Genomic DNA, 26123 nt, shown 5'->3' with positions numbered 1-26123 from the left:
AACGACGGTGCAGTTGATGATTTCTGAGCTCAAGTTTATAACAAATTGCTATGAAACTTGACGAGCGACATCTGATACAGCTCGCGGCCGTCGTTCAGACCGGCAGCGTGACGGAAGGCGCCGAAATGCTCGGCATGACCCAGCCGGCGGTCTCGCGCACGCTCTCTTCGCTGGAAAAGCGACTGGGAGAACCGTTGTTCCAGAAAGGACAGCGGCCGCTACTGCCAACTCCGCTGGCGCAGGCCCTGGCCGATCAGGGAATGGTAATGCTGTCGGCCTCGCGCAAGGCTTCGGAAACGGTTCAGAACTTTCAGGAAGGCAAGGCAGGGACCGTGCGGGTTGGCGGAACGCCGTTTTTCATGGATGCGCTCATTTCCAGCATGACGGCGGAGTTCCAGAACAGTTACCCGGAAATCCGGGTCGACCAGAGCTACGGTTATGTCCGGGATCTGCGCGAAGCCATTCATGCGGACCGTATCGATCTTGCAATCTGCCCGATCGATATACTGGGAGAAGGCTCAGGCCTTGTGTTTGACGAAATCCTGCCGGGACGGAATGTTGTCGCTTGCAGCGCCCTGCATCCGCTCTTGGGCAATCGCAGGACAGGGGCGCAGGAATTGCTCGAATATCCATGGATCGCGCCTCCGCCTGGCAGCCCGCTCTACGCTGATCTTCACTCTATCCTGCTTTCGCTCGGTGCCACCGAAATCAAAGTCCGTTATTCAGGCGGGTCGCTTGCCAGCGTGATCAATTATATGACCCGCACCAATGCCCTGACCGTCTTGCCGCACAGTGTAGTGTTTGCCTACCGGAAGGAGAGGACCATGACCGCTCTACCGTTCCAGATCCCCCATCCGGACCGTGCATTGGGTATCTTGCGTCCGGCCGACGCGCCTTACCTGCCGGCCGTGGACAAATACGCGCAACATGTCGCCAAGAGTTTCGAAAACCTCCGGCACCTGATCAAACGCCACGAAGATGCCGTTGTCTGGGGTGGGTAAGAGGACGACGAACACAGACAAGCGTCGCACCTAGATTCTGCCAGTTGACTTCTGAGTCTTTCCGCAAGGAGTTTGAAAATATTCAACAAGTAAAAAGGTAGCGTTGATTCACATAGTTAAAACAAGTGCCGTAACGGGAATTGTGAAACGTCAATTTGTTCTGTTTTGGGACTAACTACTTCATTTCTTGTCACGATCAGCGAGCACCTGAACGGGGTTTGACTGACGCAAATGCTCTAACAGTCTGAGAAATAGAGGGAAAAAGGTCGAGTATACGTTAAGCATCTTTTGGTCGCAGTCTTGCATTCACCTCATCAGAGCCAAGGACTGGAGGAGATTGCAATGCTTTCCAAAGCCCAAGTGATTTCATTGGACACCGCCGAAGAGGCAATGGGTAATGCAGGTTCACAGAACGTTTTTCTTGTTGATTTGAATTCGATTGTTACTGGCACATTCGGCCAGATGGATCATGACTTTGCTGCCTATCTGCGCAGTTTCGCACTTCTCAGACCGTGTTACCTGATCACAAGCGTTAGCTACAACGAGCTCATGACACGCGTGCCGTCCAGCGTGCGCCGCGCTTTCAGAGGGATATTTGTCTCGTCGGGAGCTGAATTGTGGTGCGGCGATGAAATTGTCGAGCGACACGAACATTGTTTTTCAGATGACCTTTATGAGTACCTAGTGAAGGTCGTGCAGAACAGCGGTTACCCTGTAAAGATCGCCCCGGTTATTGAAAACGGTCCTGCTACCCTGCGGGTTTGCCTGGCTGGCACACAGGCGACGATCGGACAGTTGAATGCCTACCTGGAGTGGGAAACAGAACACAACGAATTGCCGCTCATTGTGAGTGAGCTAAAATCCAAGTTTCCTGATCACAGGGTCTGCCAGGATTCTGATGCGAGTCTCTTAATCTCACCAGAGACACTCACCACGGCACTCGTCTATCGGCACATCGCCGCGGAAAACGAAGGTGCCCGCCTGATCGGATATCTGTCGGAGCGTGCCGCAAACAGTTTTGCCAGACCCTTGTGCGAAACGCTGTCGTCCCTCGACCAGATGACAGCGGTCGGTGGGCCTAGTGACCTCAGTCAACTGATGCGATACGAAATCCGCCGGGAGACGGCGCGCAAGCTGTCGGCGGCAGAGTGACTGCCAAAGAACGGTCGTACGTCGGATATGCCTTGAGTTGACCGAATGATGAACAGTTTGACCGGGAACGCAATTTGTCAGGTTCCCGGTCACGCTGGCTTGGCCGTTGAGCATACTTGTGATGAAATCTAACCGGATGAATCACACGAAGAGCGCTGAAGTCATGGTCGATTGGGTTGCCCGGGCGATTGGCAAGATCAATGCGGATGCACATAGATCGGCCGACACGCACTTGTTCAAACTACAGGTGCCGAAACTCGACGGCGTCGATATATATCTCAAGGATGAAAGCACCCATCCGACCGGCAGTCTGAAGCATCGGCTTGCACGGTCATTGTTCCTGTACGCGCTTTGCAACGGCAAGATCAAAGAGGGAACCACTATTGTGGAGGCGTCCTCCGGCAGTACGGCGGTGTCCGAGGCGTATTTTGCGCGCATGATCGGCGCGCCGTTTATCGCCGTTGTTCCTGAAAGCACTGCCCACAGCAAGATCCGCCTGATTGAACTTTATGGTGGAAAGATCCACTACGTCGGTTCTGCGCCGGAGATGCACGATGCATCGGTCGACCTGGCGCGCTCGATCGGCGGGTATTTCATGGACCAGTTCACCTATGCGGAACGGGCGACGGACTGGCGGGGCAACAACAACATTGCAGAGAGCATCTTTCGGCAGATGGAATTTGAGCCGCATCCTGTACCGCGCAGAATTGTCATGAGCGCGGGTACCGGCGGTACCTCTGCAACACTTGGACGGTATATCCTCTACAAGAGTTATGACACGGCGCTGACCGTTGTCGATCCCGAAGACTCTGTTTTTTATGACAGTTTTCAGTCGGGGGATCGAACGCTGACTTCTGACAAATCAAGCCGCATTGAAGGCATTGGCCGGCCCGAGGTCGAACATTCGTTTCAGCCGGACGTCATTGACGAAATGATGAAGGTGCCGGATGCCGCAAGCGTGGCAACGATCCATTGGCTTCAAGGGCGCATCGGGCGCAGGGCAGGGGCGTCGACGGGAACCAATCTGTGGGGTGTACTGCACTATGCGCGTGATATGGTTGCGGCTGGTGAGCGGGGCTCAATCGTTACCTTGATGTGCGACAGCGGAGAACGTTATCTCGACACCTACTATGACCCGGAATGGGTGCTTGCACATATTGGCGATATCAGTGGATATCTGTCGGAGCTGGAGGAATGGACCTGAGTGCGAGCCGCGTGTCAAAGATCGCTGATGGAAACTCTCAGGTTCTAGAAATGGGTTTGCGAGACTTTCACCGGTTTATCTGTCAAATGCCTGCAGCAGCAACGACATGACATTCAAGAATTCGTCCTGCCTTTCCTGAGGCAGTTCCTTGACAGTCGAAACGCCGTAGTCGAGCGTCAGGATCATGTTCCACATTTCGGTAAGGTTGGCGGCATCGACTGCGGATTTGAGTTTTACCGGCGACAAGACCTTGGACGTTGTCGGAGTTACATGCTCCGGAACATAGGCTCCCAGCGACTTGTAGATATTATGCTGCATGTGCCCCGCTCTTTTTATCTTATGTTTTTTGAACCGGTTCCACCGGCTGGGAAAATATCAGTTGCTAGAAGACCGAACTGGCCCACAAGGCTGCTGAGTTCTCGCTAAGGTAGCTACTAGCACACTCTGCATGTCGCTGTCATCTCAACACCGCGTCATTCATGCCAAACAGCGAACAGGAAGTCGGGCCGGAAACCCGGCACGCGCGCAAACGCGCGTTTGGCCCCCGACTTCAAGAACAGTGTTGACTTCCGGGCAAAAGGTGGGAAAAAGCTGTTCAGGATCTTGAGACACCGACGAACTGATTAAGGGCAACGCCAAATGGTTGCACGCATTTACCGTCCGGCAAAAACCGCCATGCAGTCCGGCAAGGCTAAAACGCACCGCTGGATCTTGGACTACGAGCCGGAAGTCGCGAAGTCCGTCGAACCGCTCATGGGCTATACGTCTTCGTCTGACATGAAGCAGCAGGTGCGGCTGTATTTCGACACACAGGAAGAAGCCGTTGCATATGCCAAGCGTCACGGCATCGCGCACCGTGTGGAAAAAGCGCAGAACCGGAAAGTGCGCGGCGCGGCCTATGCGGACAATTTCAAGTTCAAGAGGGTCGCCCCCTGGACTCACTGATATGCCCTGTCATTGCACTGGCAACGCATGCCGCGCGTTTACCCAGGATCGAATGTCTGTTGAAATTCCGAAAGATGAATCGACAGGCTCGCGAAAACAGAATTTAAGGCTATACGCAACCGGCACCCAGGTTGCAGCACAAGACGGCCCCGTAGCTCAGCTGGATAGAGCACTCGCCTTCTAAGCGAATGGTCGCAGGTTCGAATCCTGCCGGGGTCGCCATCCTCCTTCTGTTGTTGAATTATATCAGTTGCTTATAGGAAGCTTCTCCGTACTTGCCTTTCATGGTTCGGGGAAAAAAGTTCCAAATCGGTCCAGAAGATGGGCGCTGCGATGCGCAAGCGTTCCTCGATTAGCCTTCAAGGCGAAGAGTGTCGTACTAAGCGTGATTTACACTCGTCCAATCACTTCGATTGGGAACTTCAAAAGGTTTGAACGAAAACCAGCTACGCTCATCGGGAGCGACCTTTCGGAGAACCGCAATATCCGGGACCGGCTGATAGGCAATTTGATAGTCTGGACGGTTTGCGCCTATGTAATTCAGAACTGTTTCAATGGCAGGAAAACCTGCATCGTCCAGAACAATGTATCCATGGTGTGCACAAAGAAGGTCTGAGAGGACGAAGTCGGTCATCACATTTTCGAACTGATGTCCGCCGTCGATGAAAATAAGCCCGGCTTTGCCTTGTCCGCGGGTCTTGAGTATTTGACCAAGAGCGATTTCAGAACGTTCCCAGATCCGCTGAAACTTGGGTCCGAACTCTCGTTCAAGGTAGTCCTGAACGATTTCCCCATTTAGTCTGCTAATGCCCCACGGATCGATGATCAGGTGTTCAAAATTCCTTCCGGTCGACCTCCTTGTCCCCAGAATTACAGTGGCAGATGAACCCATGCCGAAGCCTATTTCAATAGAAAGTTCCGCGTCGCAATGCTGGCAAAGATAGGCAAGCAACGCTGCTTTTTCGGGCGAGAAAGTCATTCGTTCTAAATCCGCTTTTCGGCCGTCATCGGCCACAAAAGACTTTTGCGCCGTGGCCTGCGAATATCTCATGATCGGCTCGACGTTTTTCGACAAAAGCTCGAAGTTTGCGACCAGTTCGCTTTCGCTTGGCAGTTCAAGTCGCTGCATTGATTGCTATCCCAATGAGTTTCTACACTTGATAGGTCTCAGGCTATCATATTGACCTACGGAGTTTTGGTCTCGACCTCTTAAACGGATCCGAGTTGCGTGCGAATTTTGGCTGCATTTCCAATGAGAGAGGCGTGTCCCGATGCCGAATAAATGGTTTTCAGACGAGCAGATCGGGTTTGCGTCGAGGCAAGCGGAAGCTGGTGCGACGATTGGCGAAAGTCCTTAGTAAAATCAATCGGATAAAACCGTGATTTCCTCGAGTGCAGGGGAGAGTAAGTTCAACAAAACAATGCGCTGTACTTACCCGCCGGAGCCCTAATCCATCAAGTTTTCCAGCTCGGACAATGACACCGAAAGCAAGTGAGGTGGGATCAGACCAACATACCGATTGTGCTTCGAAGCCACACGTTCGTTGTATCAATGCAGGCTCAGTAGAACCTCAAGGTCGCGTTCGCTGAGCCGCGCCATCAATTTGCGCTGGTCGGCGTTCAGTTTGTCACTTTCGGATATCATTCGGCGGACCATCCGCGCGACGTGGCTTGTCGGTTGATAGTATAGCTCAGGGTCTTCACGGCCCAGTTCTTCAACGAGCTCACGCAAAAGGACCTTTTGCTTTTCCGCGTCGGTTTCGGATTTCTTGTCCTGAAGCATGCGTGACCTGTGTTCGTCGGATGCTATTTGATATAGGGCACACACGGGTCGAGTGAAGCATCCAACCCGCCGATTGGCGATGAAACCAGGTTTGTAAAACAACGTCACGGCATCCGATCATGGAACCTGGCATGTGCGCTGTGAGTTGTTCTCTCGAAAACAAAGCGGAGTTGCTTTTGCGGTTCAAGCATCCGCGTGACCGCCAGTGTCTGAACGCCGATCTTGACCCCAGAACATACGCCACCTAGCCTTTCCCCGCGTCAGTGTTTCAAGACCTTTCGACCGGAGGCAGAGGGTTATGCGAGTTTCTTATCCCGGACACTGGAAGATCTTTGTCATTGCGGCCGTCGGCATGATCGCGTCCGGTCCGCTCATGGCGGATGACAGCGGGCTTCCGCCCGGTTCCCAGAAGACACCTAAGGAGGGTGGTCCCCGGCGCCTGGAGGTCGTGGCTTCAAAGGCGGCGCTTCACGAGTCTCCATCGAGCGGTTCAAATCTCATTGATACTTTTGAGCAGGGCACAGTGTTTTCGAACATGGGATGCGATGGCCCGGCTGACCAGATCTGGTGCGAGGTTCGCCCATTCAGGGGCGGGGCGAAGGGCTACGTCAGGTCAAAGGTTCTGCAAGCCGCGCGCGGTCCGGACGGAAACGTCCCTATGGGCGAAGACACCAGCAAGGGCAGGGCAGGCAAGCGGGACTTTGATGCCAAGGGAACAATAGCCTGTGCCCAGGAAAGGGGTCAGGCGCTTGGATCATGCAGCGCGGCCGTTGCGCGGGACACTGGCGGCGATGCGACAATCGTGGTGACATTTGCAAACGGTTTTGAACGCAAGCTCTATTTTGTTCACGGAGAATTCGTGAGAGCCAGCGCGACGATGTCCGGTGTCGGCAGGGACATTGATTGGCGCCTGCAGGAAGGCATCCATATGTTACGTGTCGATGACCAGCGCTTCGAGCTGCCGGACGCATTCGTCTTTCAAAGACAGTAGCTTTTGTGGTCCGGCGGCGCCCTTGAGCACCGCCGTTCGTTTTTACGCGCTTCAGGGTGTAATCTTGTGGATCATGCCCTCGTCAACTGCAGCATAGAGGCTTCCATCGGGTCCCAGGACGAGAGACCGGAACCGGCCAGCTTCCATCGGAAGGGTCATTTCGGTGACATCCATCACCTCTGTCCCGTCTTCGGTAAGCTGCAGAACGTCGATACGCTGACCCAACGGCGTGCCACCGAAACCGATCCCCATGAGGCCAACGACCATCGCGCCGTTCCAGTCACCCCAGGCATCGCCTTCAAGGAACGCAGCCGATGAGGTGCCTTGAGACCAGCCGTTATTGTTCCAGATCGGAGGCATGGCGCCCGGATAGGTTTCAAAGTCCGTCATCGGCATCCAGGATGCGCGCGCGAACCTGTTTTCGCCAACCATCTGGTTCGGACTGTATCCGCAATAATCGTCCGGACAATCACCGCGTCCGGCCATGTTCGGCCTCGGGTCCCAGCCTGCGTTTCCGCCATTGCGAAGCACGGTGACTTCATCTGAATGCCAGGGGCCGTGTTCAGCAGCAATCGGGGTGCCTGTTCCTGGATGGAACGCGATGCCCTGAACGTTTCTGTGCCCGTAGGTATAGGTCCGTTTGTCGAAACCGACGGGTGGTGTGTTTTCAGGCGCTGCGGTTCCGTCCGAATCAATGCGCAGGACCTTGCTTCCCATCATGGTCGGGCTTTGCGGAACCTGCCCGTTATGTGTGTCGCCCGTCGTCAGGTAGAGATACCCGTCACCCGGATTGAAGCGGACCCTTCCGCCATTGTGCGCACCCGGTCCGCCGAACGGATGATCGGATGCCTTCATCTTGTAAGGCACATCATCGACGATATCGGTGCGGCCAGACACGTTGGAAAAGTCGTCGCTGACTTCAAGCCGCATCAGGCGGTTGGTGTGCGGGTCAGACATGTTGGACGTGGAATAGACATAGATGCGGCGATTGTTGGCGAAATTCGGATCAACCGCGACGCCCATCATCCCTGCCTGGCCCTCGCAGAAAAGGTCGTCAGCTGTCGAGGCATAGCCATCAGATCCCCCTATGCCGAGTAGTGCCTTGGTTTCACCGGACGGCAGCAGGACCGAAAGGCCTTTACATTTTTCGGTATAGAACATCGTCCCGTCGTCAAGGAACGCCATGTCCCAGGGATTTTCCAGGTCCTCAAGCACAAGCGTGTGCTGAAGACTGGTGGTATTCTGCGCAAAGACTGGGGTAGAGATAACCGTGGCACTCATCAGAAGCGCCATAAGACTGGTGACATTTCCAACTTTCATTGAATCCTCCCATTTTTGCTTATGTCCGATGCGATTTCGATACGCTATTGCAGCGTTGCTCAGACAACAGAGAGGTTAGGCCTTAATTGAAGTTGTATCAAATAAATTTACCCTGCGTGAGTAATGCTGGAAAATTTACTGAAAGCTAGTTAATTAAAGTAAATTTAGCGTGGGGGCAATAAATCAGACAGCATTAATTATAAATTCGTCTGATAAATTCTTTGCTCGCGGTGCCATCAAAGAGGTGTTTGGTCCGATTTTTTCTCTCTCGCGATATCTTTCAAGCCGGTCAACAAGATACTCGGGAGACTGCCCGACCAGCTTTGGATAGCTGGATAGGCCTTTGGCCGTAGGCCCGTGGCATGCCCTGCAGTTCCTTTTGTAAAATTCCTTGCAAATGAACCTGAATCGATGTGCAGCCAATGTGTCGAATTGGACTTTTCGCGCTGTTTGGGCATGTGCACGGGGGACAGTTGAGATGTCTATTTCGCTGTAACGGCTTTTCGCGCGACTTCAGGTGCTCCGTGCGTATTCGGTATGGCTTCCTTGAACACCTGAATGAGTTCCATTTCCGCCTCTTCCGCTTCGCTTGTCGGCGTCAAGGCAAGGTCGGTGTATGTCTTGCTATTCTCGTCTGCCAGAACACGTTTCAACGCCGGCCTGAATTTCAGGAACAAACGCGCCCAGCAAAAGGCGACATAAATGGCCTCGGCCGCCCGTTTTGGGTAGAAAATGAGAGGGTGTTCCAGCTTCATGCCCGATCTGCGCTGGTCCCGGTGTTTGCGCCTAACAATGCCGCACTCAAGGGGGTGAACCTTTTCAATGAGGATCGCACCGAGAAAATGGATCATCGACGAATAGAGCGCCTTTGTACGTGCGCCGCGTGCCGCGTCGCGCCGCAATACCGTTTCCACGTGCTCGGGCGTGTAAAACTGCCGCCAGCTGTCGAAATAGACCTGTTCCCACTCGCGATCGGTCATTTTCGGATGATGCGTGACCCTGTGGTTGAGGTCGTATTTGTTGAAATCCGGATCCATCCAGACGTCCTTGGATGCAAGGACCTTGTGATCTTCCGACCCTGGCAGAGGCGTCAGAAAGAAGAATTCGATGAGATCGAGCGGGAGTTCCTTCTTTATGATCTCGATGTTGCGCTGGATTTTCTCGGGCGTGTCGTCGGGAAAGCCGAGAATGTAGCCTGCGTAAGTGATCACGCCAGCATCTTTCCAGGCTTGCAGCATCTTGCGATATTCCCAGATCTTGTTTTGCCGCTTTTTTGCTGCCGACAGTGCGTCTGGGTCTATGTTTTCCAGACCTATGAAAACCCGGGCACATCCAGCGCGTGCCGCCTTTTCGATGAAACCCGGTAGCCGGTAACAAAGCGTGTCGACTTGAAGCGTGAGTTTGAACCTGAGCCCTTCCTCCTCGCGAAGCCATATCAGCCGGTCGAGAATGACCTCCCAATTCCTGTTTCTGGCAAAGTCGTCGTCGGTGATGAAAAAACGGCGGATGTTTTGTTTCGCGTTCGTGCGAATGATCGCCTCGATGTCATCGGGTGTGCGGAACCGGGACTTGCGCCCCTGCACATTTATGATTGTGCAGAAGGAACACTGGAAGGGGCAGCCGCGGCCGGCGTCGAAACTCGTATAGGCGCCGGCCATTTTCCGCACGGCATCTGCCGGCAGGATCGGCTGAACTGCGCCTTCAAGATGCGGCAGGTCTTTCATGAAATCATACAACGGCTTCAGCTCGCCGTTCCAGGCATCGCTCAAGAGAGCGTCCATGCGTCCTTCAGCTTCTCCGGCATAGATGCTGAGGCCTATTTCCTGCGCATCCAGGATTTCTTGAGGGACCTCAGGAAGCATTGAGATACTGCCAGCTGCGTGAAAGCCACCTGCCACAACAGGTATTCCTGCTTCAATAAAGTCGCGTGCAATATCAACTGCGCGCGGGAATTGATTGGTCTGGACCCCAACGAGACCGACAAGGCAGCCGTCTGCCTGTTTCAACTCCCGGACAAGCTTGCTCGTTTCAACCTTCGTATTCGTCTCATCAACTACAGCGATATCGATCGCAATATCAGCACCGAGGGTTTTTCGATCGCAGCAGTCCTTGATAAGGCCGAACACGGAAGCAAGGGAATTGGACGGGATAGGCGCGCGCAGCCACTGTATGACATAGCCTTCATCGTCATAGTGAGACGGCTTGATCAAGAGAACTGCAAAGCGCTTGGACATTATCGCCAGGCTCCGATCGAGTGCTTGCTTTTTCCAGGAGCTTGCCATTCTCCCAAGCGTTCATTGTCGCGGAAGGCACTGGCTACCGCAAGGGAATTCTAGCAGGCCTTTCCAGGCAAACTATAAGTTAATGGCAATCACCGATTGTCATCTGCAAAGCAGGTCTTGCGGTCCGGGACATAGTTTGAGGATAGTTGCAGCCAGGTTTGAATTGTGGGCCGGATTGAGTTGAAGGCGCTCTGAAAATACTTGTGCAGTGCAGTAAAAATCGTGAATTAAACTTATCAACATCTTATCAACAGTTGCGTAAGTCTCTGTTGAAAGCTGCGAATTCAACTGGACACGAAAACAGCAAAAGAGCACCATCATACCTACTACTGGTTCGGAACCGATGGCGGGGTGGCAACCGCATGACGGCCCGAAGATCCAGTAGCCCATGCCGGAGCTGGTGAGCGTACCGTCTTACGGAAATCGCGACTGGTCTTTCGGGTGCCACATGGGATGCGCCGGACGCATTCACGTGAAGCGAAGGGCGTCCCGGTAGTCCGGTGAACGGCGGGTTATCCGTATGATCGGCGTGAGCATGAGATCTTGTGGTTTTGTGGTCACGGACTGGATGTCTCCTCGGAGGCGACCGGTCAGTGTAAAAGCGGAGAGTATTGACGTATGGTGGCTGCTCAGCGCCATTCGTCAAAACACAATCTTCCTTTAACGCAGGGGGGCGCTGGTTACGGCCAGCGTCCTTTTTCTTGCCTTGGCCTTGCTCGGTTCGATCCGGCGGCAGATGACAGAAAATCTAGGGTGTGACCCGTTGTCCGCAGCAGTGTCCTGGCGCAACGAAGATGGCGTTTTTCGGGAAATGATTAGAAATCGGCGATGAATGCGGTAGCATTTCGTCCCGCAACGGTATGTGGTTCTACCGGCAAAAACCGGTCCGCTTTATGCGAACCGGTGTTTTGGGTCAGAAATTTAAGAGCCCGTGTGGCTCTCAGGATTTTCTTTGTTCAGCGTTTGGCTGACCGACCATAAGCGGTGTGATTTTGGTCTTGAGAATCATGTCCAGTTCCTCGGAGCCGTCCTCAAGCGATTGAAGTGCCATATCGAGGCAATAGGAACAGAAGGTACGACCATCCTTGTCGGCTTCCTTCTTTGTGTAGCGGATCATCCTTTTGATCGCTTCGACCGCGGGCTCCTGCTCATTTGCAGTGCGATCGGACTTACTGACTGTCTTTGACATTATACTACCCACCAGTATTCGATTTTCCATTTGCAGCGAAGCTGCCGTAACCATCCACAGGAAGCATGCTGTTGCAGCGTGATATTAGCGTGATAAAGTATTGTTGTATATCGGGTTGTGTGGCATTGGCTTTTGCGTTTCTAAGCTACGGTAAACGTGTGGTTCAAATACGGGGAATTGATGGCAGACGCGTACTGCTTCGCATGTCTAGGTCGTCCGTTGCTCTTGAGCAAAAATGGGGAACCTGTTGCAGTAAAAACCCGTAAGGCTCTGGCAATTATGGGCTATTTGAGCCGCGTCAACTCGATGAGCTCTCCAAGAGAAAAGCTCGCGGACCTGTTGTGGAGTGGTGCCGAGCGTCCCAAGGCGATGCAGTCTCTGCGCCAGGCATTGCGCCAACTCAAGACGGCGGAAGAAGAAGCCGAGGTCGACGTTCTGCAGTCGTCAAGCGGTGATGTCAGGCTTGATCCGGAATCGTTTTCATCAGATTTGACCGCCATAATGAGGTTGCTTGATAGAGGGCACACGGAAGATTTCCAGGGCGCGAAAGACCTTTGGCGCGGCGATTTTCTCGCTGGTTTTGACGATATTGATACCGAGTTCTCGGACTGGCTTCAGGTTGAGCGTGAACGGGTGAGATCCGAGGTTGCATCAGCTACTTTCAGGCATCTAAACCAGATTTCTACGACCGATGGTGGATTGAATGCCGAGGCCGGTGCCCGGTTTCTTTTAAAGGTTGATCCGGCTCTTGAGGCGGCCCACCGTGCCTTGATCAGGCTCTATCTCAAACTTGGTCAACGGGAACGGGCGGAGCAGCAGCTCAAAGCCTGCGAACGCGAAATGAAGCTGCACCTGGACGCCACACCGGACCAGGAAACGCTCGATCTTTTTGAAGACAATGATGAGAAGGATTGGCAGGTTAGCGAATTCAGGCGCCCGGGTGAAGTCGGCCCCATACTCACCAACTTGTCAAACTCCGACACAATTGTTCGGTTGCCGGAAATATCGGTTATTTCCGCTTCGCTTGCGAAAACCGGTTTGAATGATGCGATATATTTACGAGAGGAAATTGTCTCCGGATTGTCTTCATTCAGGTCATTCGACTTGTTCGAAGCGGAGTATTTTGGTGAAAAAAATGCGCCCTCGCCAACGTTGGTCGAAGGGCATGATCTCGGAAGTTACTTCTTGCGCTTTAGGCACGATGATCGTTCGGGAAAAGTCGTTGTGCAATTTGAGGACCGGGGAAACGGGCAAATTGTTTTTAACGAGATTGTCGATTTATCTCAGTGGAATGGCATTCTTCCTGCGGCGAGCCATATCGTAAGCCGAGTGCACAGTTTTACAACCGAACGCCTCCGGAATCCTTCAAATACTTCAGTTTTTGCGCGCTGGTGTCAGGCGGAGGCCCTTCTCTGGGATTTTACGCCGCAGTCCGATGAAAAAGCGATGCGACTGTTAAATGAGTTGGAGAGATCAAACCGAAACTTTTCCAGAACATATGCAGGCAAGGCTTCGATCATCATGAAACAAGCATTGCACTTCCCGTTGCACGACAAAACGACTTCCGAGGGGATGCACGATTTGCTCAATTTGGCTGAGCAGGCAATTGTTCTCGATCCATGGCAAGCGGTAAACCAGCGGGTGTATGGCTGGGCACTAATATTGTCGAATAAGCCAGAAGAGGCTAGGCGCGCATTCCAAAATGCTGGGCGGTTAAGCGCGTCTGACCCGTCAAACCTGATGTCCGTCGCCGAAGGCTTAGCTTTTTCGGGTGATGTTGACGAAGCGCGTCTTACCGCTGAAAAAGCGTTTAACCTTTTTGCGTTTATCCCACGCGTTTTCTACGAATATCTTGCGAACATCTATTTTGCAGCTGAAGACTACGAGGGTGCAATTGAGCAGATTGAAAGAGGTTCTGGTGTAAGCATCGGCGGGCTAACAACGCGTGTCGCCGCGCTTGTTTGTGCAGACCGGCACGAAGAGGCAGTTCAAATCTTGCGGAGATTTGGAGATCATCGGCAATCGCTGATGAAAAATTCGCCTGGCGATCTACAGGATTTGGAAGATTGGCGACGCAGGGTCAATTTCTTCCAGAACAAAAAGGTGCGTGCAAATTTCGACCGTGGTGCAGAACTTGTTCAGAAGTTCCTGTTTGGCGGCGATTCAATTTAGATGGTTTCGAGGAAACATGTTTGAGAGATCTTCGAGGTATTTGGTATCTCGAGCGTCAAGTTTCTCCGAATTCAACCGGTAAGGAAGAGCAACTGACTTTCGATTGCTTGTTTCAGCTACAACAACAAAGTCAATCAAATTTGTTGTCTCGTCAGGCAAACCAATGTTCTTCAGGAAAGTACGAGGGTCAGCTTTGAAAGATCTGAAGGTTTCTTCGTTTGTGGCGGCCTTTGCTATCAGCTGACCTAGCAATCTAACATTTCGTTTGTAATACGGAAATCGCGCCATGTTGTGTCTCCTGCTCAAGCAGGGCCGTTCGCGTAGTGCTGCAAACGGCTCTGCTTTGCTGCTTGTGAGATTACTCCGGAAGGTCCTCGTAGAAACAGCTTCCCAGCGCCGCTAGTCCGAGTTCCTCAAAATAGGCGTCGTCTTCGCTTTGTACCTTGGAAAGGTCGACTTCCGCCGGCACTACAAGGTGAACCTTGTCTGCTGTGTCAGCATGAATAACTACCTCTGAATTCGCTCCAAGCCCGCCCAAAACGTCAGCTGGGTTCTCGATCAGTTTTTCGCGGGCATCGCTGTCCTGGATGATTGCGCCAAGCTTTGCGCCAAGTTCCAATTCGGTTTTTGAAGTCGTTACTGCGTGCATAGTGAGCCTCATGAAGTTAAAGTTGAATTTTGACTTGGCGGGTGATTGGATGGTCACATGGCCAAACCGAAATAAGTCAAACTTTAGTAAAAGATTATTGGTTTTATATTTTTACTGTTGCTTGACTGCTTTCGAGAAAAATATAAAACGAGAAAAAATTATTGCTCAATAGCGGTTTCTTACTTTTACAGTTCACACAATTGTAGGGAGAGGCTTGTATTTCAAAGATACTTTGCTTGATACTGTTTTACTGGGTCATGAGAGCGGCAGAGCATGCGCACCAATACGATTGATGGTTCAAAGATATCCGCAGAGGTGCTCGCCGATCTCTTACGTCTCGGGTTGGTGCAGCAAGAGAAAAGTCACACCGCATTCGCTCCTAACCAGGCCCATGATGACCTTCGATTGTTTCTCCCTTTGTTGTCCGGTTTTGACATCCGTCTTGTGCCAATGTTTCGCGCGGGGTGCCCTGTTCAGTTCTGCACCGGAACTTTGAAAGGTGCGGTTGCCGGCGACGGGAATGGTGCGGCGCACGCGAAGGTGATTCCCGCAGGCGGGCAGGCGGGTACATTAGGATCTGCAGCTTTTGGTTGTCTGGGGGAACTAACTGAGCGATTGAGCCTTTGTCGTCTCGCGGAGCAGGATCCAAGGATCCAGCGAAGGCAGGATTTGCTACCGGAGGTAGAGATTGCAAGTTTGCTTGGGCTAAGTGAAACTCAGAGCAGGAAAGCGGCGCGCCGGTTGGCAGGTAACGGTCAAAAACTGGATACAAATACTCCGGATTGGGCGCGCCTATCTGAAAACCGTGTAGTTCTGCGGCGCCTTCATGGAGATGAGATCGCGCAATGCCCAAGTTTCGCGATCCTGTTCCACGATATAGATTTTTGCCAGGGGCAGGAATTCGGGTTTGCGTCAACCGTCGGGTGCGCGGTTTGGCGTTGTCATGAGGGTGCGAGGCGGCGCGCGCTGCTTGAACTGGTTGAACGCGATGCGGTTGGACAGGCGTGGTACAACCGCCTGGGGATAACCTCTCTGCCTCATGAATTCGTTGGTCCGGTTTTGGGCGAAACGCTTTGTGGCTTTTTGGACAATGAAGAACGCGAGTGGCGGCTTCTTTCAGTGGATACCGATCTCGATGTCCATGTGGTTATCGCCGTGTCATATGAATCCGAAGGGAAAATGAGCGCCTTTGGATCTGCTGCCGGCCTGAGCATGTCTGCGGCCTGCAACTCGGCCGTGGAAGAACTGTTGCAGTCGGAAAATGCACTGGTGCTGATGGAAAAGGCTTACCCGGGAAGTGAGAAGCCAACGTCTTCTGTGACCAACGCGCCCAGACAACTGGCCTACGCGCGGGAAAGGTCGATCTTTGAAGACTTGCCCCTACGCGCCACGGCAACATCTCTTCCGGCACGACATGAAATCGAATTCACCCATAACGACCTTCTGAGAAGTTGCCGCGATCAGAATATCGAAATCTGGGAATTCGACGCGACCCGCCCCGACCTCAACATTCCGTGCATCAAACTCATTTCGAAAGATCTGTGCAGCTGGGAACCTCGATTTGGAAAAAAACGCCTTTATGACGGTGTCCTCAAAAGAGGGCTTCGGCATGTTCCTGGAACGGAGGAGGAGTTTCAGAAGCGGCCTTTTCCATTTTGAAACAAAGGTTAAGGAGTAAATTGACAAGGCAGGAAGCCTTCGATAATAAAACATGACCTTAAAACTCATAATTATGAGTTTGGTGTCCGGGTGATGACTGGGTCATCCGATCTCTGGAAGAAACTGGGCGGGTCAATCCCGCCCTTTTTTATCGCAGAACCGGACGCCCGTCTTCTTTGGGCCTGGCAAGTGTCATGACCCAGAAATTTCGCCATGTCCCAGTGTTGCGATTTGTCCGGGCGATGCCAACCCGGGTGACATATGGGTTGAGCAGGTTCTTGTTGTGACCTTCCGAACCCTGCCAGCCTTTGAAGGCCGCCGGCAGGTTCGCATATCCGGCGCCGAGGTTTTCAGCCCCTGCATAGTTTGGATAACTGGCCTTACTGAGGCGCTGAGAAAGTCCGAAGGCACTGTGTTGCCATGTGTCCATGCTGTCCCGTTCCGCGATGTGGCGTGCCATCTTTTGCGAAACATCATCAAGTGCGGGGTCGTGTTTGAGAGCAGGAAGCCCGTTTTGTTTCCGATAGGAATTGATGAGCGACAGGAGTTGGCTCTTGTCGACCGACTGGTCCGTCAGAACGGTTTTGTCCTCTAGGTCACTGCTGCCCGGTAAGACACTGCACGCTGAAACCAGAGCCAGGTTGAAGAGGAGCAGCGCAAATCTCAGACGACCGAATTGCCTGTAGAGCGATATCATCAGGCTTCGTCTCCCGGCCAGGTTACTCCCGGATCGGCGAAGAAATGATAGGGGCCGGGATAACTTTCGATGTATGCCATATGAGTCACCAGACCTGTTTCCCGGGTGTGGTAATGCGCGAAGAATGCCGGTGGCTCGAAATTGAACATGGCCGGACCGTCTTCCGACAGGTCCAGTTGGACCTGATGACCCGTGCTCGGGGCCAGCGTCATGATTTTATTTGCGAAACTTGCGATAATCGGCCGGTGGATGTGACCGCAGAGAATTCTCTCGACATGATCGTGCCGGGAAAGGACGCCTTCGAGCTCGCGAGAATCCCTTAGCCCCATCTTGTCCATATGAACAATCCCGGAAAGTGCCGGCGGGTGGTGGAGTGCAATCATGGTAGGCGCATCGGTTTCCTGCAGGGTCTTGTCCAGCCATGACAATTGCTCCGCCCCGATTTGGCCCTGCGGGCTGCCGGGCATATGCGAATCCAGTGCAATGAGCGCAACGTCACCGATCATCTTCAGGTAGTGGATCTTGTCGGTATCGCTGTCACAAATTCCGGGGAAATCCTTCATCTCGCGGCGCATGCCGGAACTGCTGTCGTGATTGCCGGGCATAAGCAGAACCGGCACGTCGAAACGCGACAAGAGGTCTCTTGCAACCGCATATTCCCGCGGGTCGCTTCGGTCAGTCAGGTCACCCGTAACGACAACGGCGTCGATTTTTGGAGAAAATGCGAGCAGCGCTTTGATGGCGCGTTCTGCAAACATGTTTGTATCGGACACCCTGTAGCAGGCAAGACCTTTTGGCCGAAGGTGCAAATCTGTTATCTGCGCAATGAGGGTCATTTGAAATCCTGGAGACTCAACGAACGAATTCACCTAGGGACGATAGCCCAGCGCTTCGCGAGGGCAAGCACTTGTTTCCCTTTTTCGAACTCTCATGTAGGAGAGGTTTCCGGGCGGCGACACGCACCAGGCTGCTTTTCGGCGGCAGACTTTGGAAACGGCATTAGATGGCAGAAAAGAGCGATACCCAGAAGCTTCAAGAAGACGCGGCAGCAGATGAAGCCGACAAGCGTGAGGCAGGTGAAGTCAATGTCGGCTACATGAAGCGCGCAGCCACCCAGACGACTGAAGAAACCTCCTCGGAAACAAGACCTGTCGGAATTCGAAAGCCTGTCTGGCTCAAGATTTTCGGGCACGATGTTACTGCACCGTTCTTGCTGCTGCTCTTGTCGCTCCTGCTGTTTGTTCCTGGGCAATGGACCGTACCACCGCTGGATCGGGACGAACCGCGCTACACGCAGGCGACAAAACAGATGCTGGAAACCGGTGACTATGTGGACATCCGGTTTCAGAATCAGGCCCGTCATAAAAAACCGGTTGGTATCTACTGGCTGCAGGCAGCGGCGGTGAAGCTGACCGGCCATGATGTTGAAGCGCCGTTGTGGGTCTATCGCCTGCCGTCAATGATCGGTGCGGCACTCAGTGTCCTGGCCAGCTATTGGATGGCACGCGCTTTCCTTGGTCCCGCAGGTGCGCTCCTCGTTGGCGGTTTTGTGTCGCTTGCCATCATTGTCGGTGTTGAGGCACGCCTGGCAAAGACAGATGCCATGTTGTTCGCAACGATTGCGATTGCGCAGGGGGCTTTGGCGCGAATCTGGCTCAAGGATCCCGGCGAACGTCTGTGGGGGCTCAGTTTCTTGTTCTGGACCGCGCTTGCTGCAGCCGTACTGATCAAGGGGCCGGTCGGACTTATGGTGGTTGGCCTGACTGTTGTCGCACTGATGGTTCTGAAGCGGCAGGTCCGGTGGTTCAAGGCGGCGGCTCCATTGATCGGGATCCTATGGTTGCTGCTGCTGGTGTCGCCCTGGTTTGTCGCAATCTGGATTGCGACGGACGGTACATTCTTTACGGAAGCCATAGGCAGGGATCTGCTGGGGAAAGTCGGGCAGGGACAGGAAGGGCACGGCGCGCCGCCGCTGACGCATCTTGGCGCCATGTTCGGCATATTCTGGCCTCTGCCGGCATTTTTCCTGATAGCGCTACCGTTGATCTGGAAGGAACGCACAAGCCCGCTGGTGACTTTCGCTTTTGCCTGGTTTGTACCGACCTGGATCGTTTTTGAACTCGTGGCGACAAAGTTGCCGCACTACACGCTGCCGATTTTGCCGGCACTTGCGCTGCCAGTTGCTGCCGCACTCCTGGAGGGAGCCGGCGAACAAACCGGAAAGTGGGTAAAGCGTCTGGCGTCTGTTCTTCTTGCGCTGCCTCCTGTCGGACTGGCTGTGGCCGCATTCGCAGGCCCGTTTGTCCTCGGAATCTGGCCATCGCCTCCCGGAGTGGTGATTGTGGCAATCGGAGGAGTGTTCGGGATTGCGGCGGCCTCCAGGCTGCTCCGCGGACCAGCACTTCATGCCTTTCCTGCCACCGCGTTCAGCGCTGTTTGCGTCGCAATCGGCATCTGGGGTTTCGTGGGGCCCGCTCTGACACCCATCTGGGTCAGTCCTCGTCTGGTGGCGGCCCTCGATGAAGTTCCCGGTTGCGAGAACGGTCCGACGCGGCAAGTCGTGACCTCCGGATTTCATGAACCGAGTTTCATATTCCTGGAAGGAACGGGAACACGTATCGTCTCGCCGAAGGACGCAGCGGAGTTTTTGGCTCAAAAGGACGTTCAGCACTCGGGTTTATGCCGCATCGCCGCCATAGAAAGCCGGGAAGAAGCGGCGTTTTTGACGTCCGCCAAGGAGTTTGGCCTTGTGCCGGTGGTCAGAAAAAGGGTAGACGGCCTCAATATTAATGGCGGTGATATCGTCGACATCGCGCTTTACCAGAATGACAATGCGGCAAAAGGTGTAGAAAACGGAAATGTCGAAGAGCAGCAATAATGTCCGGCGGATACTTGCGCGCATGCGCGGCAATATTCGACGGGCGCAGATGCTGTTTAAGGGGCGCAAGGAGAGGGCGCGCGACAGCCTCGATCCTTTGTCACCTGGTCAAAGGCCGCAGGACATACTTGCCATCTTGTTGCTGACCGTCGGTGTCGCGGTCGTCGTCTTTGATGTCCCCACCTATCCGTGGCTGCGCTCTCTTCCCGGTGAGTACCGGAATGCCTTTCGGGCATTCACCGATTTCGGCAAGGCGGATTGGATCCTGCTGTCTACAGGGTTGACCTGCCTTTTTCTTCTCGCTCTCGATGCGGGGCGTTTTGCCTTCCGCATCCGAATGGCGATAGGCTCGGTTTTCACGTACGCAGCTTTTATTTTCTATTCAGTTGCGGCCACCGGTCTGATCGCGATTGCTTTCAAGTGGTCGCTTGGGCGCGCCCGTCCGAAGCTTTATGAACAGGTCGGGCCGGTCCGTTTCGATTTTCTGGCATTCGACGGAACCTACACGAGCTTTCCCTCAGGACATTCGACAACCGTCGCCGCGCTGGCGACCGCACTTGCCTTTATCTTTCCGTCCTATCGCTGGCTCATCATTGTCGCCGCCTTCTGGGTGGCCTTCAGCCGCGTGATGGTTGGTGCGCATTACCCGAGCGATGTCATTGCCGGAACGCTGCTTGGCATGACGTTTACGTTTTTCACGGTCAGGGCGATGGCACGGCGCAGGATCGGATTCCATCTTTCACCGTCGGGTAAAATCGAGCCGAATATGAATATCCGTTCGGCAAAAGCCTGTGTGCGTGCGGTCTGGCAGGTTCTTAGAGGCCAGCGTGGTGCCGATAGAGTTCCGAATGAGCAGACGCGTGCGGAAGACACAGAACGGACGGTTTCATGACGAAGAGCTATCTCGAGCACATTGCGTCCGACGCGGGCGCACTGGCCGTAACGGTCGTCGTGCCGGCCAAGGACGAGGCTCAGAACCTGCCTATCCTTCTCGATGAGATCGAGGCCGCGCTGCAGGGAAGAGCGTTCGAAGTCATCGTCGTTGACGACGGTTCTTCAGACGGGACGGACATCGTTCTGCAGGACTACGCCGCCACGCACGACTGGCTGCGTCCGGTTCGTCATGAAAACGCCTGTGGGCAAAGCTGCGCGGTGAGGACCGGGTTGCAGCATGCGCGCGGCGATGTCGTCGCCACGATAGACGGCGATGGTGAGAACAATCCTGCCTACATCCCGAAACTCCTGGATGCGCTCGACGCTGCAGGGCCTGCAACCGCGCTTGCCGCCGGTCAAAGGCTTGGTCGTAAGGCAAGTCTTGCCAAAAGATACGCGTCAAAATTTGCCAACAAGATCCGCGGCGCGATTTTGAAGGACAAAACACGTGACAGCGGCTGCGGCCTGAAAGCGCTTCGGAGAGAGATTTTTCTTCAACTGCCCTATTTCGACAGCTGGCATCGTTTCTTGCCGGCGCTCGTGATCAGGGAAGGTTTCGACGTCGTTCATATTGATGTTCAGGACCGGCAACGCCGTCATGGCTCGTCGAAATACGGAATTTTTGACCGCGCGCTTGTCGGCGTGTTGGATTTGTTTGGTGTCTGGTGGCTACGCCGCCGGCGCAAAAAAATTCCCACCGTCCGGCCGTTGACCTGACGGACGATCGAAACTAACGCACAACGGGAAACACGCCCGACTGGACCGACTGGATCTGCCCATGAGCGCTCTTTACGACTGGCTGTACACTGTATTCGTCGAGCAATTCGATTTTTGGATCATCTTGGGATTCTTTGCCCAGGCCATGTTCATGATGCGGTTCGTGATCCAGTGGATCGCATCCGAGCGCGTCGGCCGATCGATCGTGCCGGTCGCCTTCTGGTTCTTTTCCATAGCCGGTGGTTCGCTGCTCCTGATTTACGCCATACAGCGTCAGGATCCGGTCTTTATCGCAGGGCAGGGGCTTGGGCTCATCATTTATTTCCGGAACCTGTGGCTGATCTTCAAGGAAAAGCGGCAAGATCCGACGATCTGAGGCCGCACCATTTATGCCTATGAGTTCATTGGGAGACAGCCGGCAAAGCCGGCTGGCTTTCAGTCGAAAGCTTTGTTTAGTGCCTGCCCGATATCCGTGATCAGATCTTCCGGATCTTCCAACCCGATATGAAGACGGACGGAGCGACGTTTTTCGTCGAATTGGGTCGCCGACCGCGAACCCTTCAGTTTGACAGGGATCGCAAGGCTTTCGAAGCCGCCCCACGAATATCCCAGACCGAACAGATTAAGGGCATTCAGAAAAGCATTTGATTGCTCATTTGTTGTGCCATCCGCGAAATCGAACGCACACAGGCCGGTGCTGCCTGAAAAGTCACGTTTCCAGATCTCATAACCGGGATCGGAGGGCAGGGCGGGATAGCTGATGTTCGCGACGGCGGGTTGGTCCTTCAGCCAATTCAGAACGGCATGGGTGTTACGCTGATGCCTTTCCAGACGAACCGACATCGTCCGCAGCCCGCGAAGGCCGAGAAAGACGTCATCAGGGGCAACATGGCCACCTATCGCACCATAATATTCGTCAAGGGCTTCCCAGGCACGTTCGCTCGCTGCAACGGTTCCAAGCATCGCATCTGAATGCCCGACGATGTATTTTGTTCCTGCCTGAATGGCGAGATCCACGCCCAGCGAAATGGGCTGGCAAAACAGCGGAGTTGCCCAGGTGTTGTCCATGAGTACCGTGGCGCCGATATCATGTGCTGCTTCAGCTATCGCGGGAATGTCCTGCATCTCGAAAGTGAGAGACCCGGGCGCTTCGGTGAAGACGGCCGTTGTATTGGGCCTGAAGAGAGACTTGATCCCAACCCCCATCAATGGATCGTAATAGTCAACGCTGACACCGAACTTCGGCAGGACTGTATCGGCAAAATGACGCGTTGGATGATAGGCGGTGTCAGTAATCAGTATGTGATCGCCTGACTTCACGCAGGAAAGAACCGCGAGCGCAACAGCGTTCAGGCCGGAATTGGTGAGCTTTACGCCGGCTGCGCCTTCAAGTTCGCAAAGAGCCTCTTCAAGTGAATCTGTGGTCGGATTTCCACGCCTGGCATAGGAGTATTTCTGCCCGCCTGGCCGCATTGATTCAACATCCGGATAAAGAACGGTCGATGCATGCACGACGGGGGGATTGACGAACCCGTGAAACGACCTTGGCTCGCGTCCTAAATGCGCAAGTTTAGTGTCTGGTTTCAGGGAAGACTTGGGATCGGAATTTGACATGAGGGATCTGTTTCGAGTGGGCATGGAAGGGACACCGGACACAGCCGGGTCGAGAGCGCTCACTCTAGACAATCTCCAGGTCGGCCAACAAGGCCTCCGAAACGCCCACAAGCAGTATGTCTTGTTGGTAATTTGTTATTAGGGTTAACGGGCGCTCTGATTTTCTTGGAGCGAGTGAACTCATTTTGAGCATTGAATGATTTCGTTTTAGCCATGTTCGCTATTTGTGCATCCGACCACGTTGAATTTAAGCGCAGCCTGCGAATTTTGACGAGATAATGACAGCAAGTACTTGACCCGAACAGCTAAATGCCATCGTATGGGCACGTTGGGTGGAACGGGAGAATTCTGGAGGAAGCCGCTTAGAAGGCAGGCGCTCGTCCGCAAACGAGGCGCGAAGAATTTTTCCGGTCGAACCCGACATAATAAAAAGTATGGGTAACAAATAAAGGCTGCATATCCATGTCCAAAAAAATCCTTCCACTCGTACTCGGCGCTGCAATGGGCGTCGCCGCTTCGACGGCCGCGAGTGCGACAACCCTGGAAGATGTCAAGGCAAAAGGCTTCATTCAGTGTGGGGTGAGCCAGGGTCTCCCGGGTTTCTCCAATCCGGATGCACAGGGGAACTGGACCGGTCTCGACGTTGATCTTTGCCGCGCAATGGCTGCTGCGGTGTTCGGAGATGCGTCGGCTGTTAAATTCACTCCGCTGTCCGCTAAAGAGCGCTTCACAGCGCTGCAGTCCGGTGAAGTGGACGTTCTGTCCCGTAACACCACCTGGACGATGTCTCGTGACACACAGCTCGGATTGAACTTTGCCGGCGTCAACTACTATGACGGTCAGGGTTTCATGGTCCGCAAGGACCTGGGCGTTACGTCCGCGCTTGAACTGTCCGGCGCTTCGGTCTGCACCAACACCGGTACAACCACTGAGCTGAACGTTGCCGACTATTTCCGTGCAAACAACATGCCGTACGAAATCGTCGCATTCGAAAAAGCTGACGAGGTTGTTGCTGCTTACGATGCCGGCCGTTGTGACGTTTACACGACAGACGCCTCCGGTCTTTACGCGCAGCGTCTGAAACTGACCAACCCGGGCGATCACATGGTTCTGCCGGAAATCATTTCCAAAGAGCCTCTTGGACCGGTTGTCCGCCAGGGCGACGACGAATGGTTCAACATCGCCAAGTGGACCCTCAACGCCATGATCAACGCTGAAGAACTTGGCGTTACATCTGAAAACGTTGATGAGATGAAGTCTTCCGACAATCCGTCCATCAAGCGTATGCTCGGTGTTGAAGGTGCATTCGGTGAAAGCATCGGCCTGTCGAATGACTGGGCGTACAACGTCCTCAAGAATGTTGGCAACTACGAAGAAACCTTCAATGCCAACGTTGGTCCGGACACTCCGCTCGGGATCTCCCGCGGTGTGAATGCTCTGTGGAGCAACGGTGGATTCCTTTACGCTCCGCCGATCCGTTAATCCTCATTCCTGATGAGGAAAAGGGGTTCCGGCAGAATTGCCGGAACCCTCAATAAAACAAATCCGCGCAAAGAAGACCGGACAACCGGGAAACGCGTGGGGGAACAAACTGCTTCATAAGCCGATTGGGGAGCGCGCGTCAGCGTGTTGCAGAAGCAGATAAGAGGGGAAAGAGGAGAGGCTTCGAGCCGGGCTCTTTCCGTGAACTTGGGCGAGGTTCTATGTCAGTAATGGAGCAGGACTCGGCGGGGGCGCCGGCGCGTGCTTCGCTGATGAACGATCCCAAAGTACGCGGCTATTTCTACCAGGTGCTGCTGGTGGTGTTGCTGCTGACTTTCGGATACATCATCGTGACGAACACTGTCGCCAACCTGGAACGGCAAAACATTGCCTCAGGTTGGGGATTTCTTGGAAATACTGCCGGTTTCGGCATTATTCAGTCGCTTGCGTCTTATTCCGAGACTTCCAGTTACGGTCAGGCGATTTTTGTTGGTTTCCTGAATACGCTTCTGGTTGCGGTTGTCGGCATTTTTTGTGCGACAATTGTCGGCTTTGTCGTCGGCATCGCGAGGCTTTCGAACAACTGGGTCATTAGCCGTCTGGCGTATTGTTACGTCGAGCTGATCCGCAACGTTCCACTTCTTCTCCAGATTTTCTTCTGGTATTTCGCGGTCCTGCGCGCTGTTCCCGGCAAACGTGAAAAATGGTCCTTGTTCGACACGTTCCATTTGAATATCGCCGGGCTGCGCGGTCCCAAGCCGATTTGGGAACCTGGTGCGGAGTTCATAGGCTATGCCCTTATCATAGCGATTATTGCGACAGTCGCAGTGTCCAGGTGGGCGCGCAAACGTCAGGAGGAGACAGGTCAGCAGTTCCCGATGTTCTGGACCGCAGTCGGCCTAATCGTTGGCCTGCCGGTGATAACTTATTTCATTACCGGCATGCCCATGCAGCTGGAGCACCCGAATTTTGTGGAGACGGGCCCCCGGCTGCGGCAGGGCTTTGAGTTGGGTGTCGGGATGAACCTGATACCTGAGTTTCTGGCGCTGACGGCAGCCCTTGCGATTTACACGGCGGCTTTCATAGCGGAAATCGTTCGGGCAGGTATTCAGGCTGTGAGCCATGGCCAGACGGAGGCCGCGCACGCTCTCGGAATTCGCCAGGGCCCGACACTTCGCCTGGTCATCATCCCGCAGGCAATGCGGGTGATCATTCCGCCGCTCACAAGTCAGTACCTGAACTTGACAAAGAACTCATCGCTGGCAGTCGCCATTGCCTTCCCTGATCTCGTCTCCGTTGGCGGGACGGTTCTGAACCAAACTGGTCAGGCAATCGAGATTATTGGCATCTGGATGGCGGTGTATCTGTCGCTCAGCCTGCTCACATCAGCCTTCATGAACTGGTACAACCAGCGCATGGCGCTCGTGGAAAGATAAGGAGCGCACGACATGGCTA

At 53.9% G+C, this 26123-nt stretch carries 24 protein-coding genes and 1 tRNA gene; 14 read left to right on the top strand and 11 right to left on the bottom strand.

Translation table 11 applies throughout. The features are described from left to right. The first annotated feature begins 50 nt into the window (after positions 1-50). The 3 genes from Q0915_RS09565 to Q0915_RS09555 all read left to right on the top strand — a co-directional run bounded on the left by Q0915_RS09565 (position 51) and on the right by Q0915_RS09555 (position 3357). Positions 51-1001 carry a LysR family transcriptional regulator gene (locus tag Q0915_RS09565; RefSeq protein WP_299470742.1) on the top strand — a complete coding sequence of 317 codons (951 nt, stop codon included), beginning with the start codon at positions 51-53 and terminating at the stop codon, positions 999-1001. Positions 1002-1343: 342 nt separating this feature from the next. Continuing rightward, a complete protein-coding gene (locus Q0915_RS09560) occupies positions 1344-2153 on the top strand; it encodes a hypothetical protein (protein ID WP_299470740.1) in 810 nt (269 codons plus the stop codon). Between the two features lie 163 nt (positions 2154-2316). After that, the gene (locus Q0915_RS09555) at positions 2317-3357 is read left to right on the top strand and encodes a PLP-dependent cysteine synthase family protein (protein ID WP_299472301.1); all 1041 of its coding nucleotides are present in this window, start codon (positions 2317-2319) and stop codon (positions 3355-3357) included. A 75-nt stretch (positions 3358-3432) separates the two neighbouring features. Here Q0915_RS09555 and Q0915_RS09550 read toward each other — a convergent pair whose 3' ends face one another. Next, entirely contained in the window at positions 3433-3675 is a 243-nt protein-coding gene (locus Q0915_RS09550; protein WP_299470738.1) for a hypothetical protein, read from the bottom strand. Between the two features lie 321 nt (positions 3676-3996). Between Q0915_RS09550 and Q0915_RS09545 the strand changes: the two genes are divergently transcribed. Together Q0915_RS09545 and Q0915_RS09540 are read left to right on the top strand one after the other, a co-directional pair. Beyond that, positions 3997-4302 carry an ETC complex I subunit gene (locus tag Q0915_RS09545; RefSeq protein WP_299470736.1) on the top strand — a complete coding sequence of 102 codons (306 nt, stop codon included), beginning with the start codon at positions 3997-3999 and terminating at the stop codon, positions 4300-4302. Positions 4303-4447: 145 nt separating this feature from the next. Beyond that, positions 4448-4524, top strand: a tRNA-Arg gene (locus tag Q0915_RS09540). A 157-nt stretch (positions 4525-4681) separates the two neighbouring features. Here the strand turns inward: Q0915_RS09540 and Q0915_RS09535 are convergent. Beyond that, positions 4682-5431, bottom strand: coding sequence for a class I SAM-dependent methyltransferase (locus Q0915_RS09535; RefSeq protein WP_299470734.1), 750 nt, complete (start codon positions 5429-5431; stop codon positions 4682-4684). Positions 5432-5851: 420 nt separating this feature from the next. Continuing rightward, complete coding sequence (locus tag Q0915_RS09530) at positions 5852-6085, bottom strand: hypothetical protein (RefSeq protein WP_299470732.1); 234 nt, start codon at positions 6083-6085, stop codon at positions 5852-5854. Between the two features lie 298 nt (positions 6086-6383). Between Q0915_RS09530 and Q0915_RS09525 the strand changes: the two genes are divergently transcribed. Beyond that, complete coding sequence (locus Q0915_RS09525; RefSeq protein WP_299470730.1) at positions 6384-7076, top strand: hypothetical protein; 693 nt, start codon at positions 6384-6386, stop codon at positions 7074-7076. A 51-nt stretch (positions 7077-7127) separates the two neighbouring features. Here the strand turns inward: Q0915_RS09525 and Q0915_RS09520 are convergent, their stop codons facing one another. The 4 genes from Q0915_RS09520 to Q0915_RS09510 all read right to left on the bottom strand — a co-directional run bounded on the left by Q0915_RS09520 (position 7128) and on the right by Q0915_RS09510 (position 11867). After that, positions 7128-8396, bottom strand: coding sequence for a PQQ-dependent sugar dehydrogenase (locus tag Q0915_RS09520; RefSeq protein WP_299470728.1), 1269 nt, complete (start codon positions 8394-8396; stop codon positions 7128-7130). A 183-nt stretch (positions 8397-8579) separates the two neighbouring features. Continuing rightward, positions 8580-8819, bottom strand: coding sequence for a c-type cytochrome (locus Q0915_RS32085; protein ID WP_366525279.1), 240 nt, complete (start codon positions 8817-8819; stop codon positions 8580-8582). 59 nt (positions 8820-8878) lie between these two features. Then, positions 8879-10630, bottom strand: coding sequence for a radical SAM protein (locus Q0915_RS09515; protein ID WP_299470726.1), 1752 nt, complete (start codon positions 10628-10630; stop codon positions 8879-8881). Positions 10631-11618: 988 nt separating this feature from the next. Then, complete coding sequence (locus tag Q0915_RS09510) at positions 11619-11867, bottom strand: hypothetical protein (RefSeq protein WP_299470724.1); 249 nt, start codon at positions 11865-11867, stop codon at positions 11619-11621. Between the two features lie 180 nt (positions 11868-12047). Between Q0915_RS09510 and Q0915_RS09505 the strand changes: the two genes are divergently transcribed. Then, positions 12048-14039, top strand: coding sequence for a BTAD domain-containing putative transcriptional regulator (locus tag Q0915_RS09505; RefSeq protein ID WP_299470721.1), 1992 nt, complete (start codon positions 12048-12050; stop codon positions 14037-14039). 358 nt (positions 14040-14397) lie between these two features. Here Q0915_RS09505 and Q0915_RS09500 read toward each other — a convergent pair whose 3' ends face one another. After that, positions 14398-14688 (bottom strand): hypothetical protein, encoded by a 291-nt coding sequence (locus tag Q0915_RS09500; protein ID WP_299470719.1) that lies wholly within the window; start codon positions 14686-14688, stop codon positions 14398-14400. 273 nt (positions 14689-14961) lie between these two features. On the opposite strand from Q0915_RS09500, the gene Q0915_RS09495 reads away from it, so the two are divergent. Continuing rightward, positions 14962-16347, top strand: a complete 1386-nt coding sequence (locus tag Q0915_RS09495; protein WP_366525276.1) for a YcaO-like family protein — start codon at positions 14962-14964, stop codon at positions 16345-16347. Between the two features lie 148 nt (positions 16348-16495). On the opposite strand, the gene Q0915_RS09490 is transcribed toward Q0915_RS09495, so the two are convergent. Together Q0915_RS09490 and Q0915_RS09485 are read right to left on the bottom strand one after the other, a co-directional pair. Beyond that, positions 16496-17044: a CAP domain-containing protein gene (locus tag Q0915_RS09490; RefSeq protein WP_299470717.1), complete on the bottom strand. Its 549-nt coding sequence runs from the start codon at positions 17042-17044 to the stop codon at positions 16496-16498. Next, positions 17044-17880, bottom strand: coding sequence for a phosphodiesterase (locus Q0915_RS09485; RefSeq protein ID WP_299470715.1), 837 nt, complete (start codon positions 17878-17880; stop codon positions 17044-17046). Before Q0915_RS09485 ends, Q0915_RS09490 begins: the two co-directional genes overlap by 1 nt. 167 nt (positions 17881-18047) lie before the next feature. On the opposite strand from Q0915_RS09485, the gene Q0915_RS09480 reads away from it, so the two are divergent. The 4 genes from Q0915_RS09480 to Q0915_RS09465 all read left to right on the top strand — a co-directional run bounded on the left by Q0915_RS09480 (position 18048) and on the right by Q0915_RS09465 (position 21948). After that, entirely contained in the window at positions 18048-19922 is a 1875-nt protein-coding gene (locus tag Q0915_RS09480; protein WP_299470713.1) for a glycosyltransferase family 39 protein, read from the top strand. Next, on the top strand, positions 19903-20814 hold the full coding sequence (locus Q0915_RS09475; protein WP_299470711.1) for a phosphatase PAP2 family protein: 912 nt from the start codon (positions 19903-19905) through the stop codon (positions 20812-20814). Before Q0915_RS09480 ends, Q0915_RS09475 begins: the two co-directional genes overlap by 20 nt. Next, complete coding sequence (locus Q0915_RS09470) at positions 20811-21572, top strand: glycosyltransferase family 2 protein (RefSeq protein WP_299470709.1); 762 nt, start codon at positions 20811-20813, stop codon at positions 21570-21572. Before Q0915_RS09475 ends, Q0915_RS09470 begins: the two co-directional genes overlap by 4 nt. A 61-nt stretch (positions 21573-21633) precedes the next feature. Next, entirely contained in the window at positions 21634-21948 is a 315-nt protein-coding gene (locus Q0915_RS09465) for a lipid-A-disaccharide synthase N-terminal domain-containing protein (RefSeq protein WP_299470707.1), read from the top strand. 59 nt (positions 21949-22007) lie between these two features. Here the strand turns inward: Q0915_RS09465 and metC are convergent, their stop codons facing one another. Further along, positions 22008-23186 carry a cystathionine beta-lyase gene (gene metC, locus Q0915_RS09460; protein ID WP_299472299.1) on the bottom strand — a complete coding sequence of 393 codons (1179 nt, stop codon included), beginning with the start codon at positions 23184-23186 and terminating at the stop codon, positions 22008-22010. A 462-nt stretch (positions 23187-23648) separates the two neighbouring features. On the opposite strand from metC, the gene Q0915_RS09455 reads away from it, so the two are divergent. Continuing rightward, entirely contained in the window at positions 23649-24668 is a 1020-nt protein-coding gene (locus Q0915_RS09455) for an amino acid ABC transporter substrate-binding protein (protein WP_299470705.1), read from the top strand. A gap of 221 nt (positions 24669-24889) precedes the next feature. Further along, complete coding sequence (locus Q0915_RS09450; protein WP_299470703.1) at positions 24890-26104, top strand: amino acid ABC transporter permease; 1215 nt, start codon at positions 24890-24892, stop codon at positions 26102-26104. Positions 26105-26123 lie beyond the last annotated feature (19 nt).

Origin of the sequence: uncultured Roseibium sp. (assembly GCF_947494555.1) — a bacterium.
GTDB lineage: Bacteria > Pseudomonadota > Alphaproteobacteria > Rhizobiales > Stappiaceae > Roseibium.
Note: the sequence above shows the minus strand (reverse complement) of the source record. Positions and strands in the feature narration are given on the sequence as shown.

Excerpts from the sequence above, each read along its gene's own strand:
- Q0915_RS09560 (WP_299470740.1), top strand. The coding sequence starts at position 1,344 with ATGCTTTCCAAAGCCCAAGTGATTTCATTGGACACCGCCGAAGAGGCA.
- Q0915_RS09480 (WP_299470713.1), top strand. The coding sequence starts at position 18,048 with ATGGCAGAAAAGAGCGATACCCAGAAGCTTCAAGAAGACGCGGCAGCA.
- Q0915_RS09500 (WP_299470719.1), bottom strand. The coding sequence starts at position 14,688 with ATGCACGCAGTAACGACTTCAAAAACCGAATTGGAACTTGGCGCAAAG.
- Q0915_RS09515 (WP_299470726.1), bottom strand. The coding sequence starts at position 10,630 with ATGTCCAAGCGCTTTGCAGTTCTCTTGATCAAGCCGTCTCACTATGAC.
- Q0915_RS09485 (WP_299470715.1), bottom strand. The coding sequence starts at position 17,880 with ATGACCCTCATTGCGCAGATAACAGATTTGCACCTTCGGCCAAAAGGT.
- Q0915_RS09470 (WP_299470709.1), top strand. The coding sequence starts at position 20,811 with ATGACGAAGAGCTATCTCGAGCACATTGCGTCCGACGCGGGCGCACTG.
- metC (WP_299472299.1), bottom strand. The coding sequence starts at position 23,186 with ATGTCAAATTCCGATCCCAAGTCTTCCCTGAAACCAGACACTAAACTT.
- Q0915_RS09495 (WP_366525276.1), top strand. The coding sequence starts at position 14,962 with ATGCGCACCAATACGATTGATGGTTCAAAGATATCCGCAGAGGTGCTC.
- Q0915_RS09505 (WP_299470721.1), top strand. The coding sequence starts at position 12,048 with ATGGCAGACGCGTACTGCTTCGCATGTCTAGGTCGTCCGTTGCTCTTG.
- Q0915_RS09450 (WP_299470703.1), top strand. The coding sequence starts at position 24,890 with ATGTCAGTAATGGAGCAGGACTCGGCGGGGGCGCCGGCGCGTGCTTCG.
- Q0915_RS09555 (WP_299472301.1), top strand. The coding sequence starts at position 2,317 with ATGGTCGATTGGGTTGCCCGGGCGATTGGCAAGATCAATGCGGATGCA.
- Q0915_RS09520 (WP_299470728.1), bottom strand. The coding sequence starts at position 8,396 with ATGAAAGTTGGAAATGTCACCAGTCTTATGGCGCTTCTGATGAGTGCC.
- Q0915_RS09550 (WP_299470738.1), bottom strand. The coding sequence starts at position 3,675 with ATGCAGCATAATATCTACAAGTCGCTGGGAGCCTATGTTCCGGAGCAT.
- Q0915_RS09565 (WP_299470742.1), top strand. The coding sequence starts at position 51 with ATGAAACTTGACGAGCGACATCTGATACAGCTCGCGGCCGTCGTTCAG.
- Q0915_RS09525 (WP_299470730.1), top strand. The coding sequence starts at position 6,384 with ATGCGAGTTTCTTATCCCGGACACTGGAAGATCTTTGTCATTGCGGCC.
- Q0915_RS09475 (WP_299470711.1), top strand. The coding sequence starts at position 19,903 with ATGTCGAAGAGCAGCAATAATGTCCGGCGGATACTTGCGCGCATGCGC.
- Q0915_RS09530 (WP_299470732.1), bottom strand. The coding sequence starts at position 6,085 with ATGCTTCAGGACAAGAAATCCGAAACCGACGCGGAAAAGCAAAAGGTC.
- Q0915_RS09545 (WP_299470736.1), top strand. The coding sequence starts at position 3,997 with ATGGTTGCACGCATTTACCGTCCGGCAAAAACCGCCATGCAGTCCGGC.
- Q0915_RS09490 (WP_299470717.1), bottom strand. The coding sequence starts at position 17,044 with ATGATATCGCTCTACAGGCAATTCGGTCGTCTGAGATTTGCGCTGCTC.
- Q0915_RS09535 (WP_299470734.1), bottom strand. The coding sequence starts at position 5,431 with ATGCAGCGACTTGAACTGCCAAGCGAAAGCGAACTGGTCGCAAACTTC.
- Q0915_RS09465 (WP_299470707.1), top strand. The coding sequence starts at position 21,634 with ATGAGCGCTCTTTACGACTGGCTGTACACTGTATTCGTCGAGCAATTC.
- Q0915_RS09510 (WP_299470724.1), bottom strand. The coding sequence starts at position 11,867 with ATGTCAAAGACAGTCAGTAAGTCCGATCGCACTGCAAATGAGCAGGAG.
- Q0915_RS09455 (WP_299470705.1), top strand. The coding sequence starts at position 23,649 with ATGTCCAAAAAAATCCTTCCACTCGTACTCGGCGCTGCAATGGGCGTC.